The following is a 13972-nucleotide window of genomic DNA, read 5'->3' as shown; positions in this document are numbered from 1 at the left end:
CCCGGAACTTCGCTAAAGTAACGTTCTGAGGAAACCTCCATAGGTCGAACTGCCGGATTTCAGGTGCTGTCGCGGGAGACTGTATCGCTGCCGGACGCTGACATGAGCGAAATACTGGTTCTGGAGGATCGTAGCTCGGAGGCGGGGAACAACTGGCCGAAGGGCAGGAGTTTGAGAAGACCGGAGGTCTTCGAATGGGGGCTTCCGGGAAGGGCGTACGGGTGCCCTCCCCGGTCCACTGCATGGGAACACAGGGGACGAAACCCGGGCCGCGACATCTCGTGCTCGACTGTCGCCTCTCTGGTGACGGCCGGGGAGTTGAGGGGACTCTGTGGGAACTAAAATGAGCGAACTGCTGAGACCTCCGCCGGCAGATCGTGGCGCCTGCTCCCTCATGAGGCACAGAACAAGCCGAGAAGGGTTTTGTACTCCCGGAAAATTCTCAAAGAGAGATCGCCAGAACTAAGAGATAAAAGGTGAATAAAGTACGTGCCCATGATTCTTCCACCGGCGATAGGTGTCCCGCTCCTGATTGCGGCTGTTGTGATAGGTATCACACTCATATATGCGTCGATTCTGGACGCAAAGGAGCGGCGGGTGCCCCATCGAACCTGGCGCCCCGCGCTCGCGGTCGCGATCCCGGCGGCCGTCTGGGTATACGGACTGACCATCCTCGCAGACTGGCGCATCGCAGCAGGCTACCTCATTCTGGTTGCGGTTTTTTGTGGATTTTTTTACCTCTTCCAGGCCGTAAACCTCTTCGGGGGAGCTGATGCGTACGCCCTCATCATCATCACCGCATGCATCCCGTTCTTCCCGATTGAGCCATACTTCGGTTCCCCGCCCCTCGGGTTCTTCCCGTTCACCGTGCTCACGAACGCCGTGCTCATCAACATCGCGACCCCGATTGCAATACTCGCAAAGAACCTGCTCCAGGGTAACCGGGCCCCGCTACCCTGTCTCTTCCTCGGCTTTCCCGTCGACGGGAAAAAAATCCAGAATGAATTCGGCTTTGTCATGGAAGATATCGAGGAACGGGACGGCAGGCTGATGAGGCGGTTCGTCGGATTTACCGAGTCGTTAGGGCGTATTTTGCGGGGAGAACGGCGGCTGTACACGAAAGACCTCAGGCTGCACCCCGAAGACTACCGAGAGGAACTTGCCCTCTACCGGAAGGCCGGCAGAGTCTGGATATCCTACGGCATTCCCTTCATCATACCGATCACGGCAGGATTCCTGATTGCGCTATTCATGGGAGATATCCTCTTTATCATCATGAAGACTCTGGCAGGAATGTGAACCAATATGGAGATACAATTCGAGAACGGATTGGTGCCTGTCATCGTACAGGAGAAGCGAACACGTGAGGTCCTGATGCTCGCCTACGCAAACGCCGAGGCACTGGACCTCACCCGGACCACCGGATATGCACATTATTACAGCAGAAGCAGGCGGAAACTCTGGAAGAAAGGAGAAGAGAGCGGGCACTTCCAGCGAGTCTGCCGGGTGCTTGTCGACTGCGACGCGGATGCGGTCCTTTATGAGGTGAAGCAGGAAGGCGTTGCCTGCCATACCGGCCACGCCTCGTGTTTTTACCGCACGATCGAAGGGGAGGAGATCGCCGGAATCGTCGTTGATCCGGAGAAGGTATACGCTAATAAGGGTGAATGACCTCATTACTATGGTGATTTTTAATGAAAATTGTACCCGATACCAGCGTCGTGATAGACGGACGCATAACTTCGCTGATAAAAACCGGAGAATATAAGGGCGCAACAATAATCATACCGGAAGCCGTGGTCGCCGAACTGGAAGCGCAGGCGAACCAGGGACGTGAGATAGGGTTTTCCGGTCTGACGGAACTCCAGGAACTCTTTCGGATGTCGGAGGATAACGTCATCGAACTCCAGTTTTCCGGAGACCGCCCGAGCCTCGACCAGGTGAAACTCTCCAGCGGGGGCGAGATCGACGCCCTGATCAGGAACGTCGCCATCGACCATGACGCCCGGTTCGTCACGAGCGACCTTGTGCAGGCCGAGGTGGCAAAGGCGAAAGGGCTCGATGTTACCTATCTTCGACCGCAGATAGGCGATTTTTCACCGCTCACGATCGATCAGTTCCTTGACGAGGAGACGACCGCGATCACCCTCAAAGAGCGGGTCCCGCCGATGGCAAAGATCGGGAAATTCCGCGATACCCGTCTGGTCACCCTCCGGGATACACCGATGACCGAGTACGAACTCAAGTCCATGGCCCAGGAACTCCTTGAGAGGGCAAAACGCGACCCCGACGGCTTTATCGAACTCGAGAAGCGGGGGATCACGGTCCTCCAGATCGGTTCGCTCCGGATATCGATCGCCCGGCGGCCGTTCTCGGACGGGATGGAGATCACGGTGGTGCGGCCGCTCGTGGACCTCTCGCTCGACGATTACGACATGGCGCCGGAGATCAAGAAGCGGGTCCTCGGAAGCCGCCGCGGCGTCCTGATAGCGGGACCCCCCGGGGCGGGAAAGACGACGCTCGCCCAGAGCCTTGCAACGTTCCTCGCCGACCACGAATTCATCGTCAAGACGATGGAGGCACCGCGAGACCTGCAGGTTCCCGACCACATCACCCAGTACACGGCGCTCGAGGGCAGCATGGCAAACACCGCCGAGGCCCTCCTGCTTGTCCGGCCCGACTACGTCATCTTCGACGAGATCCGGAAGGGTGAGGACTTCGGCGTCTACGCCGATATGCGCCTTGCCGGAATGGGTATGGTCGGGGTGGTGCATGCCATGGAGGTGCACGACTGCCTCCGGCGATTCTGCGACCGCGTGGGCTACAGCGTCCTGCCGCAGATCATCGACACCATCATCAGTGTCGCCCAGGGCATGATCACGAAGATCTACGACCTCGAACTGACGATCAAAGCGCCCGAAGGCATGAGCGGCGATGCATACATCCGGCCGGTCGTCGTTGTCCGCGAGCACACGCAACAGGTGCCCGAGATCGAGATCTTCCGCCATGAGGGCGAACTCCTGGTGATACCGCTCGTCCAGAAGGACGTTACCGAACCGCGCGCCGCTACGGAGACGCCGGCCGTTGCAATGGCGGCGGAGCCTGAGGAGAACGTCTCCTGGAAGGTTGCCGAGAAAGAAGTCCAGCGGGAGATCGGGCGGTACACGACCGGCCCGGTCGAGGTCCGCATCATCAGCGACAACAAGGCCGTCGTCTACATTGAGGACAAAGACGTTCCTGCGGCGATCGGTAAAGGCGGAAAGAACGTCTCGGCGATCGTGAACAAACTGGGTATCGGGATCGACATCAGGCCGAGGAGCGAACTCGAGACGAGAAGACCCGTCGAGGAGGAGATGCAGCTTGCCGGCGGTATCAAGATCCGCCTCGATCGGAAGCAATTAACCATCGTTTCCCCGGAGAACAAAGGAAAGATCGTCGATGTCTTTGCGGGAAAGGAGTACCTCTTCACGGCCACGGTGAACGAAGAGGGGGATATCCTCCTTGCCAAGAGCAGCACGATTGCCCAGGAGATGATCAAACGCTACAACGAGGGCGAGACGATCCGGCTACGGCCGGTATGAGGCGAGGGATGATGACGGAAACAAAATCTGGAGGCATAGAGTGAGCGGACTGGATATGCGAAGCAACGAGCGGGAGTGGGGCGCCCGGTGGGAGCACGCGTTCGAGGCGGACCCGGCAGAAGGGAAGGAGAAGTATTACCAGACCGTGGCATTCCCGTATCCGAGCGGGGCGATGCATGTCGGGCACGGGCGGACTTACATCGTTCCGGACGTCGTCGCCCGATACCAACGGATGAGAGGAAAACAGGTCCTCTTCCCGATGGCGTTCCACGTCACCGGAACCCCGGTCATCGGGATCTCCAAGAGGATCTCAAACGGCGACAAAAAGACGATCGGGCTGTACCGCGACCTTTACCGGGTGCCGCAGGATATCCTGGACCGGTTCATCAACCCGATGGAGATCGTCCGGTACTTCTCGGAGGAATACCGGCGCGTGATGCAGAAGTGCGGTCTCTCGATCGACTGGCGCCGGCGGTTCATCACCGTCGATCCCCAGTACAGCAAGTTCATTGAGTGGCAATACGCGCACCTGCAGGAGGAGGGGCACGTCGTCAAGGGAGCTCACCCGGTCAAGTACTGTCCCCAGTGCGAGAACCCGGTCGGGGACCACGACCTGCTCGAAGGCGATAAGGCCGAGATCATCAGGTTCACCCTGGTGGTCTTCCACCTGGGGGATGCCAGAATTCCGTGCGCAACGCTCCGTCCCGAGACCGTCTACGGCGTAACGAATCTCTGGGTGAACCCGACCGTCACCTACGTGCGGGCGATGATCGACGGAGAGGAGTGGATCGTAAGCAAGGAGGCGGCAGGGAAGCTCGCCCTGCAGGACCACGAGGTCCTGACGACGGAGGAGGTCCCCGGGACCGAGCTCATCGACCGGGCGGTCTCTCACCCGCTCTGCGGCGAGATTCCCATCCTTCCGGCAACGTTTGTCGACCCGGACATGGGGACCGGAATCGTCATGAGCGTTCCCGCTCACGCACCGTTTGATTACATCGCCCTCCGCGACCTGCAGCAGCAGGGGAAGTATACGGCCATCCGGCCGGTCCCGCTTATCTCCGTCGACGGTTACGGGGAGATCCCGGCAAAGGACGCGGTCGAGCGGGCAGGCATCCGCGACCAGAACGACCCCGGGATGGAAGCGCTCACCCAGGAGATCTACAGCGCCGAGTTCTCTCGCGGGAAGGTCTTCGAGAAATACGGCGGAAAGCCGGTGAAAGAAGCCCGGGACGACGTTGCAGCCCTGATGATGGAGCGCTACGGCTCCATCCCGATGTACGAGTTCGACAACCGCCAGGTGATCTGCCGGTGCGGCAGCAGGGTCTTTGTGAAGATCCTCCACGACCAGTGGTTCCTGGAGTACAGCGATCCGTGCTGGAAGGAGCAGGTGAAGACCCAGCTTGAGCGGATGACGCTTGTCCCGGCCGAGGTCCGGGCCGAGTTCAACCGAACGGTCGACTGGCTGAAGGACTGGGCCTGCACCCGGCGGGTGGGGCTCGGCACGAAGCTCCCCTGGGACCCAACCTGGATCATCGAGCCGCTCTCCGACTCGACGATCTACATGGCCTACTATACGATTGCCCACCATCTGAAGGCCATTCCTCCGGAGAAACTGACGCCGGAGGTCTTCGAGTACATCTTCAAAGGCGAGGGGAATCCCGATACCATCGACCGGGAGACCCTCGACCGTATCCGGAGCGAGTTCCTCTACTGGTATCCCTACGACTACCGGTTTTCGGCAAAAGACCTCATATCAAACCACCTCACGTTCCAACTCTATCACCACCGTGCCATCTTCCCGCAGGACCTGCAGCCGAAGGGCATGGTGGTCTTCGGCATGGGCCTCTTGAACGGGGCGAAGATGTCGTCGAGCAAGGGGAACGTCTTCCTGCTCGAAGATGCTCTGGAGGAGTTCGGTGCCGATACCGTCCGGATGTTCCTTGTCGGGAGTGCGGAGCCCTGGCAGGACTTCGACTGGCGCAATGAACTTGTTTCGTCGACTAAAAAGCAGATCGAGCGGTTCTGGAACACCGTCGCGGAGACAAAGCAGGCGGACGGCGCCTCATCCATCGATGTCTGGCTCGAAAGCAGGCTCCAGCGTCGCATCGAGAATACCACGAGAGCGCTCGATTCGTTCCAGACCCGGCAGGCGTTGCAGGAGGCGTTCTTCGGCGTGGAGGCCGATCTGAAGTGGTACCGCCGCCGCCTGCCCGGGGACGTGAGCGGCGGGGCCGTGATGCAGGACCTCTGCCGTACCTGGGTGCGGCTGCTTGCCCCCTTCATCCCCTTCACCTGCGAGGCGCTCTGGGCCGAGATCGGCGGGAAGGGTCTGGTCTCCTTCGCCCCCTGGCCGGAGGTGGACGAGGCCCGGGTCAGCCAGGAGGTCGAACTCGCCGAGGAGTTCCTGGCGCGGACGGTCGAGGACATCGAGTCTATCCGAAAACTCATCCCGATAGAGCCGAAATCCATCAGCCTCTTCGTCGCCCCGGCCTGGAAGCACGAGGCGTTCCGGATCATCGCCGCCTCGGCCGACAAGACGAGGGTGGTGCGGGAGATCATGCAGAACGAGGAGATGCGGAAGCGCGGCCGCGAGGCGACGGATGCTGCAAAGCAAATCACGAAACTTGTGCTGAAACTGCCGCCCGACCTCGTGAAGCAACTGCAGGAATCGTCGCTCGACGAGCAGGCGGTCCTTGAGGGCGCGCGGCAGTTCCTGGAGCGCGAGTTCGGCGTGCCGGTGACGGTCCAGAACGCCGGGGAGAGCACCCACCCGAAGGCGACGGCGGCCCTGCCCTTCAAACCGGCGATTGTGATCGAGTAGGATACCCCCCTTTTTCAGCCGGGGCCCTCCTCAACCGGATGACCGTGGGTATGCTGCCGCCCCCCAACAGACGGGTTGCAATGGGTGCACGGCAATCAGCAGGCCGTTCCGGGGCGACGGTTGACCGCTGAAAACCCTCTGCGAAGCGTGGCGTAGAGAGTAAGGAGGCGTATGTATGGCGTCGAGCCAGGAATTCGTTGAGTTTGTAGCCGAACAACTCGCCGGGGCGGGGGATATCACGTACAGGAAGATGTTCGGCGAATACGGGATATACTGCGACGGAACGTTCTTCGCCTGTGTCTGCGACAACCAGTTCTTCGTGAAGATCACCGAACCGGGAAAGGAGTTCATGCCGGACGGCGAGACCGCACTGCCTTACGAAGGCGCGAGACCGTACTTCCTGATCGACGATCTGGACGATACGGAATTCTTGAAAGAACTCACACGGATAACCTGTGCCGCACTTCCGGTGCCGAAACCTAAGAAAAAAGGTAGAAAATAGGAGATCCGGCCTGAAGCAGCAGAAGATATCTGCTTCGTGCCTCACCTATGCGTCCGCCCATAGATCGTTCGCGCATCCATCCACCGGGTCCGCAAAACGGAAGGAATACCCCCGGAGGACGACCCGATTATGTGCTTCCCTTAAGGGCCTGCTGGGCCTTCTTCGCCCGCTCTTTTGCCGTATACCCGGTCACCTGCTGGAGGTAGTTCCGGAACCGGCGGTTGGTGTCGATGATCGTCTCGTCGGTGGCGGCTTTGTCCGCCTCGGTATCGACGATCAACGTCTTGCCTCCCGCACCCAGCCGGACCTCAAGGCGCAGGAGCGCTCCGTAGGCGATGGTGTAATGGCCGTCCCTCGAGGTCGTGGGTTCAGTCTCGAACTGATCGCGGAGACCCTGTACCATGGATTCTGCAAGATTTTTTGTGTATCCACGCTTGATCTGGTATTCTTGCATAATATTTTTAAGGGACAGCCATCTATGTTAAACTAACCGAGAATACGTGGTTGATCCCCATGGATGATATAAAGGTTATAGCCAGAGCGCTTAACGGCGCCGATAAAACGGTGCTGATAGGGTTCCCTGGCAGCGGACTCGTCGGAAGTATTGCTCTGCAATACCTCGTCGAACAGATGGAATTCGAGCAGATCGGGACGATTACCAGCAAATATTTCCCGCCGGTCGCTCTCATGACAAAAGGCGTGATCAATGCGCCCGTGCGCCTCTACGAGAAGGATAGTCTCGCCGCAGTCATCTCCGATGTCCCCATCCACCCGATGATCTGCTACGAGGTGGCAAACGGCATCCTGGACTGGCTCACCCAGTTTAACGTCCGGGAGATCGCCACGATTGCCGGGATCATCACGAACGAACCTGAAAAGAGGGTCTTTGGGGTTGCAACCAGCCGGGAGGTTCTCCAGCGTATTGAGGAAGAGACGATCATCCTCCCGATGGGGAGCATCTCCGGCATTGCAGCAAGCCTTCTCACGGAGTGCAAGACACGGGGCATACCGGGGATCGGACTTCTCGGTGAGACGGTGAATACCCCCGACCCGCGGTCCTCTGCGGCCACGATTGAGGTCTTAAATAAACTCTATCATCTCAACCTGGACGTCAAGCCGCTGCTCGAACAGGCGGTGGAGATCGAGGCGGCGATGGCCCAGATCTCCGAGCAGGTGCAGAAGACCGAGGCGACGCCGCGGAGAGAGCAACTGCCGATGTACGGGTGAAGACCATGAAGTATGCAGCATTAACAGGAATTTCACCGTCGGTGATCGCCGAACTCAAGACCGGCAAGGCTCGCACCCTCGAATTGAGCAGCGCCCACAACATCATCACGCTGACCGAGACGGCGCCGGGAGAGTGTCTCTTCATAACGTCGGTCAACGAGGAAGACCTCGCACCCGGGGATGCGGGGATCATGGTCGACCTTCTTGTCCTCAACATCAGCATGAAACGGGTCGAGGTCACCAGCTCGTTCGCCTTTGAGGAGCGGGAGCGGATGTCGGCCCGGATCAAGGTCCAGTTCCGGGGAACGACGATTGCACGCGACGTTGAAGGGCGGAAATGGGGAGACCCGACCAAGGTCGAGATCATCAGGGCGGCGTGTTACCGCGCCGGCTGATCCGTTTTCTTTTCCCACGACACCGCGCCCTCAAAGGGTTAATATCCCCGGGAGACCAAAATGTATGGGAATACAGCAGGGGTCTGTGGCTTAGCCAGGACATAGCGCCGGGCTTCTAACCCGGATGCCGGGGGTTCGAATCCCCCCAGGCCCGCTTCCATCTCTTCTCGCACCGTCTGGCCCGGAGTTTTTCGAATGAAGTGAGCGGGCCGCCCGTCAGACTGACGAAAAAAAGTTTGATGGATCGTCCCGCCTCAACGGACCTTCGTCCCCGGCCTGACCGGGCGGAGGGGGACAAGGAGGGAGGCCTCGTCGCCGGCGGCAAGGATCATCCCCCTGCTCTCGACCCCAAAGATCTTCGCCGGGGCGAGGTTTGCGATCAACGCCACGTCCTTTCCCACCAGTTCGTCGGGGGCGTAAAACCCGGCGATGCCGCTGACCACCTGGCGCTTCTCGCCCCCGAGGTCGACGATGAGTTTATAGAGTTTCTTCGAGCCCTTGATCGGCTCGGCCGAAACGACCTTTGCCACCCGGATATCCAGGTTTTCGAACTCCTCGATGGAGACGACGGGGCTCTTCTTCTCCGAGTTCTCCTTCGCCCTCTCGACCCGCGCGGCAAGGACCGTCTCGAAATCCCTGACCTGGGCCTCATCGATCTTTGCGAACAGGGGAGCGGGCTCTGGAAGCGTATGGGCTTTCATTGGCTCCGTGGCCTCGGCGATCGGGTGGTCCGCGACATCATCGTCGTAGCCGAGCATCGTCCAGGCCCGCTGCATCGCGTCAGGCATCAGGGGCTGGAAGATAAGGATGAGCGCCTTCACGATCTGCAGACAGTCGGCGATCGCCTGCTCAGCCGCGCCCCGGTCCTCTTTGATCAACTTCCAGGGGGCGTTGCTCTGGATGTAGGAGTTCCCGAACGACGCGAGTGCCATCATCGCATCGACGGCGTTCTTGAAGTCGTAGTCCTGCATCAGTGCATCGACCACGGAGAGCGACCGCGCGATCTCGTCGATGACGACCGGCCGGGGAGCGAGGTCCGGCACGCCGGAGAACTCTTTCCCGGCGAAGTACATCGTCCGGTAGATGAAATTTCCGAGCGTCCCGACGATCTCGCTGTTCACCCGCTCGGCGTAGACCTTCCAGGAGAAGTCAAGTTCCTTTGTGTGGCTGGTGTAGGAGAGGAGGTAGTAGCGGAGGTAATCCGCAGGGAGTCCCCGGTCCAGGTAGTCGTCGTTTGCCCAGACAACGTTCCCCCGCGATTTCGAGAACTTCTTGCCCTCGATCGTGACCATGCCGCTTGCGACCACCGCATACGGAAGGCCGTAGCCCGCCCCTTTAAGGAGCGCCGGCCAGAAGATGCAGTGGTGATAGATGATGTCCCCCCCGATGAAGTGCGTGACCCGGGTGTCGTCGCCGCACCAGTAGTTCTTCCAGTCGGCGCCCGCGGTCTCTGCCCACTCCTTCGTGAACGATATATACCCAATCGGTGCGTCGACCCAGACGTAAACGACGAGGTCGTCCCTCCCCGGGAATTTAACGCCCCAGTCGAGCGTCCGGGTGATGCACCAGTCGTGCAGGAGTTCCTTCACCCAGCCGAGGGCGTAGTTCCGGGCGGTGGCCGTGCCCCGGAGATTGGGGAGGTAGTCGAGGAGGAAGTCCCGGAACGCCGAGAGCCTGAAGAAGTAGTGCTCCTGCTCCCGGTACTCCGCCTTCGTGCCGCAGATCTTACAGACCGCATCCTTGATCTCGCCGGGTTCAAGGTGCTGGCCGCACCCCTGGTCGCACTCGTCGCCCCGGGCGACCGCCCCGCAGTGGGGGCAGGTCCCCTCCACGTAGCGGTCCGGGAGGAACCGCTTGCATTTGGGACAGTAACTCTGGCTGACGGTCTTTGCATAGACGTAGCCGTTCTCGATCAGCCGCTGCACGATCGAGCGGGTGGTCTCGTGGTTCATAGGGTCGTCGGTCATGCCGAACCGGTCGAAGATGACCTCCATCCGCCGGAACGTATCGTAGAAATGCTGATGATAGCGCTCCGAGAGGGCCCGAGGGGTCGAGCCCTCCTGCTCGGCGCTGATCACAATCGGCGTTCCGTGATTGTCGGAACCGCATACAAAGACGACCTCCTCCCCGGACCGGCGCATATATCGCACATAAAAATCCGCCGGCACGTAGGTCCGCAGGTGCCCGATATGGCAGGGACCGTTCGTGTACGGGAGCCCACACGTTACCAGCAACGGCTTACCACTCATCCTTATCTACTCTGGTTGCGATGCTAATAAAGATACCAGCGCATGGCACGACGGATTACGATACCGGTCCGGTCCTTCGGCTCCGAGGTCGGGGAGCCCACGGTTCCGGAACTCGCAGAATGGCTGAAAGGGAAGAAGGGGGAAGAAGCGGACCTCACCACCTACCGGCTCGAACGGTCGCTTGACGTCCAGGAGGGGGTGACGATGCCCGCCGCAGGCGGCCTCTTCTACGGAGAGCGGTGGCGAGAAGCCTTCCTCGGCATGGCGGACGCGGTGCTCGTCAGTGAGCCGGGCATCGACCCCTCCGCCGTAGCCGAAGATGCACGCGCCGTCCGGGCAAGGCGGAAGGAGGCCTGGTTTTCTCTCCCCGCTCCCCACATGCTCGGATTCCGGGACGGCTACCTGGGGGACGAAGAGGAGTTTTTCGAGACGATCGCGACCGCGTATGCCCGGCTCGCGCGGGAGATGCGGGACATGGGCGTGCAGGGGCATATCTTAATTGCGGATGCGGCGGAGACGATCGAGCTCGAGGTGCTTGCCGGCCGGAAAATTCTCTTCTTCCCCCGGAATCCGGAGACCTTCGACCTGGAACTGCTGCTCGAGTACCAGAGCGACCTCATCCTCCCGGCAAAAGAGATCGGCCGGGCGGAGGACCTGATGGAGCGGTTCCGCGTCAGAAGACTGGTCCTGCTCGATCCGGAGGCGGAGGACCTTGCGGCGGCGGCCGCATTCGCCGATCCGGAGATGCTCGATGTCGGCGGTTACTGCAAGGACGGTTGCCCGGATTACTGGAAAGGTCTCGTAGACCGGGCGTTCATTCCTCGATAGACTCCGCCGTCTCCGCAAGGCGGCGGTAGTGGCGGTTCCTTTTTATGAGCCAGAAGAGGAAGCGGTCGAGGAGGGTGAACGAAAACGTGCCTCCGGCTGCGTGGGGATGACCGCCGCCGGAAAACTCCCGGGCGATGAGATGGCTGATCGGGGGGACGGAGCGGATGGAGATACGACCGTTTCCGGAGACGATCACCTCGATATCGGTGCCGAATTCTTCGCGGATGGCGTGTGCGGTCTCGCTCGGGTAGCCGTAGAGCGGGGCGAACGCCATCCGGTAGCGGCCGTTGGCGATGATGGTGGTGTGACGGAGGCTCTTTTTGATGTCGCGCTCCATCTCCCGGGCGATCTGCCCGTACTCGTTCTCTATCTTTGCATCGACGATGGTGCCCCGGACGAGATTGTCGCGGACGTACTCCCGAAAGCCTTTCCGCATGACGACCTGGCCGAGCATCTTCGACCGGGGGTCCTGGTGCTTCCAGAGATCGTAGTCGCAGACGACCCGCGCGATCTCCTCCGCTACGGGGTCGCCGGGGGCAAGGTCGCGCGCGACTATCCCGGTGGCGCAGGTGGCGACGTCGATGTGGAGAAGGCTCGTCTTCGCATCGACGGCGCGGATCTCCTCATCTTTCCAGCGGTGATGGTCGCGCCATTCGATCCGCCACCCGTTCGACCGGGCCTTCGCGAGCCGCTGCTCGACGCCCGGCTGGTAACCGATATCCGATATGCTGAGAAGGTCGCCCCGGCCCGGAGAGCCGGCCACGGCATCCAGGAGAGGGAGGAACTTGCCGACCGAAGACCAGACGGTGAAGACGCCCCCATATTTCCTCCGGTGGATGGCATCGCCGCCGACGGCGTCGAGGTCGTTGTGCGTGAGATGCACAACGGACTCCGTCCTCCCGGAAAGCGCCTGCATGAGGTTCTTGTCCCGGACATCCCGGTTCTGATCGCTCCGGTCCATTGGTAACATATCGGTGTACGACGTGATAAACAGACGCTTTTCGGATGCGTTCCTGTGCCGCAGCCCGGTGCAAAGCGGCATACCCCGGGGACACAGAGTTTATTAGGGACAACAAACAACATTGTAAGACAGAAGCCCCTGTAGCTCAGACTGGGAGAGCGCCAGACTGAAGATCTGGTTGTCCCCGGTTCAAATCCGGGCGGGGGCATATTTTAAACTCTGTTTCAATTCCTGAGCCTGCATGCCTGGCTTCCAACGAGATGTGGAGAGCATGTTGCTGTCCTAAGATCGAGGTCGTCCCAAAACACCTCAGCCGGGAGGGGGTTTCCCCCTCCCGGCCCCTCCCCCGCGTGGCGATGCCCAGAGGGAAGCCGTGTCAGCAGCTTGACGCCAAAGATCACTCAATTTTTCGCGGGGATGTGTCAGAATACTCTGAATTATATGAATCTTCAGCCGCTGGACACTTTTGGGATGACTTCATCGATTGAGGGAAAGGAGGTGTGCAGCTACTGTTTCACCGTACTGCCTCACGCCTCAATCGGAACAGCGAAAACAGGGGGTAATATCCAACCGGGGACGGCGGTGCAGGACACCCCTCACCTAAGAGGTGATCAGCCCTACTTCTCTGCGTTCGTTGTCGGGGGACACAGGATACCAGCAACGACGAGGAACACTCACGAACAGCAGGGGAATCGGCGAAGGGTGAGGAGTTATCGCCGGAGGTAACGATCTGAAAAGACTTCGGGTGTCATGGTTTCGGGCTTGAAAAACTTCGCCTCTTCAAGTTCTTTGGGAATCCTGTATCGAGTCAGGCCCACATCGTGAGTGAGGAATACGTCACACTCCTGTGACATGGCATACGCTAAATGTACTTTGTCGGTCTTTTGCCCGATCATTCTTGAGTCGTCGTAGTTGGTGCTCATGCTATAACAGAGCCGGCTTACGCTTTCATCAGGGAACATTATTTCAGTGTTCCAGCCATTGAGATTGGAAAGAACTGATATACGAAAATTCCACCCAAATTGTTCTCCATGACTTTGAACAACGTTTCGCCTAACACAGTGATCGAAGTTACCAGTCGGAATCCACCATGGTTTGATATATGATCGATGATTCCCTTACAGCGAGAATCCTCATAAGCTGATATCAAGATATCAGTATCTAAAAAAAACGAGTTTTTGGGGCTGATTCATTAGATGGAGTCCAACCGGCGCATCTTTTCATCGAACTGTTCGCGGCTCACTGCATATGTGATTATACCTTTACAGTTTACGCGACCCCCATACGGCAACATTCCCTCCTTGTAGTGCCGACCGACCACAGATGCAGGGTTAAACTCAAATTGTGCCATCTGCCCATCTCCTCGTGATATACAATTGTATGTTGGAGGTGATCCCGAAACACCTCA

At 59.5% G+C, this 13972-nt stretch carries 12 protein-coding genes and 2 tRNA genes; 10 read left to right on the top strand and 4 right to left on the bottom strand.

All coding sequences use genetic code 11. The features are described 5' to 3' along the window. The first annotated feature begins 495 nt into the window (after positions 1–495). The 5 genes from BP737_RS04290 (at position 496) to BP737_RS04270 (ending at position 6904) form a co-directional block, all read left to right on the top strand. Positions 496–1299, top strand: a complete 804-nt coding sequence (locus tag BP737_RS04290; RefSeq protein WP_292408853.1) for an A24 family peptidase C-terminal domain-containing protein — start codon at positions 496–498, stop codon at positions 1297–1299. 6 nt (positions 1300–1305) lie between these two features. Next, positions 1306–1671, top strand: a complete 366-nt coding sequence (gene hisI, locus BP737_RS04285) for a phosphoribosyl-AMP cyclohydrolase (RefSeq protein ID WP_292408855.1) — start codon at positions 1306–1308, stop codon at positions 1669–1671. A gap of 23 nt (positions 1672–1694) precedes the next feature. After that, on the top strand, positions 1695–3581 hold the full coding sequence (locus BP737_RS04280; protein ID WP_292408857.1) for a PINc/VapC family ATPase: 1887 nt from the start codon (positions 1695–1697) through the stop codon (positions 3579–3581). Positions 3582–3621: 40 nt separating this feature from the next. Next, positions 3622–6402, top strand: coding sequence for a leucine--tRNA ligase (leuS, locus tag BP737_RS04275; protein ID WP_394339975.1), 2781 nt, complete (start codon positions 3622–3624; stop codon positions 6400–6402). Positions 6403–6577: 175 nt separating this feature from the next. After that, the gene (locus BP737_RS04270) at positions 6578–6904 is read left to right on the top strand and encodes a TfoX/Sxy family protein (protein ID WP_292408865.1); all 327 of its coding nucleotides are present in this window, start codon (positions 6578–6580) and stop codon (positions 6902–6904) included. Between the two features lie 127 nt (positions 6905–7031). Here BP737_RS04270 and BP737_RS04265 read toward each other — a convergent pair whose 3' ends face one another. Further along, complete coding sequence (locus tag BP737_RS04265; protein ID WP_292408867.1) at positions 7032–7358, bottom strand: DUF5611 family protein; 327 nt, start codon at positions 7356–7358, stop codon at positions 7032–7034. Positions 7359–7417: 59 nt separating this feature from the next. Here BP737_RS04265 and BP737_RS04260 point away from each other — a divergent pair, with 59 nt between their 5' ends. The 3 genes from BP737_RS04260 to BP737_RS04250 all read left to right on the top strand — a co-directional run bounded on the left by BP737_RS04260 (position 7418) and on the right by BP737_RS04250 (position 8680). Further along, the gene (locus BP737_RS04260) at positions 7418–8131 is read left to right on the top strand and encodes a proteasome assembly chaperone family protein (RefSeq protein WP_292408869.1); all 714 of its coding nucleotides are present in this window, start codon (positions 7418–7420) and stop codon (positions 8129–8131) included. Positions 8132–8136: 5 nt separating this feature from the next. Further along, positions 8137–8526, top strand: a complete 390-nt coding sequence (locus BP737_RS04255) for a DUF473 domain-containing protein (RefSeq protein ID WP_292408871.1) — start codon at positions 8137–8139, stop codon at positions 8524–8526. Positions 8527–8605: 79 nt separating this feature from the next. Continuing rightward, positions 8606–8680: transfer RNA gene (locus tag BP737_RS04250), tRNA-Arg, on the top strand. Between the two features lie 100 nt (positions 8681–8780). Here the strand turns inward: BP737_RS04250 and metG are convergent. Next, positions 8781–10775: a methionine--tRNA ligase gene (gene metG / locus BP737_RS04245; RefSeq protein ID WP_292408873.1), complete on the bottom strand. Its 1995-nt coding sequence runs from the start codon at positions 10773–10775 to the stop codon at positions 8781–8783. 42 nt (positions 10776–10817) lie between these two features. On the opposite strand from metG, the gene BP737_RS04240 reads away from it, so the two are divergent. After that, positions 10818–11603: a hypothetical protein gene (locus tag BP737_RS04240; protein ID WP_342685960.1), complete on the top strand. Its 786-nt coding sequence runs from the start codon at positions 10818–10820 to the stop codon at positions 11601–11603. Here the strand turns inward: BP737_RS04240 and BP737_RS04235 are convergent. Continuing rightward, positions 11590–12564 (bottom strand): DHH family phosphoesterase, encoded by a 975-nt coding sequence (locus BP737_RS04235; protein ID WP_292408876.1) that lies wholly within the window; start codon positions 12562–12564, stop codon positions 11590–11592. The genes BP737_RS04240 and BP737_RS04235 overlap by 14 nt on opposite strands. A 134-nt stretch (positions 12565–12698) precedes the next feature. On the opposite strand from BP737_RS04235, the gene BP737_RS04230 reads away from it, so the two are divergent. After that, positions 12699–12772: transfer RNA gene (locus tag BP737_RS04230), tRNA-Phe, on the top strand. Positions 12773–13274: 502 nt separating this feature from the next. Here BP737_RS04230 and BP737_RS04225 read toward each other — a convergent pair. Then, complete coding sequence (locus BP737_RS04225) at positions 13275–13487, bottom strand: hypothetical protein (protein WP_292408878.1); 213 nt, start codon at positions 13485–13487, stop codon at positions 13275–13277. Positions 13488–13972 lie beyond the last annotated feature (485 nt).

Origin of the sequence: Methanoculleus sp. UBA291 (assembly GCF_002499755.1) — an archaeon.
In the GTDB taxonomy this organism is placed as follows: domain Archaea; phylum Halobacteriota; class Methanomicrobia; order Methanomicrobiales; family Methanoculleaceae; genus Methanoculleus; species Methanoculleus palmolei.
This window is presented reverse-complemented; position numbering and strand designations above follow the sequence as displayed.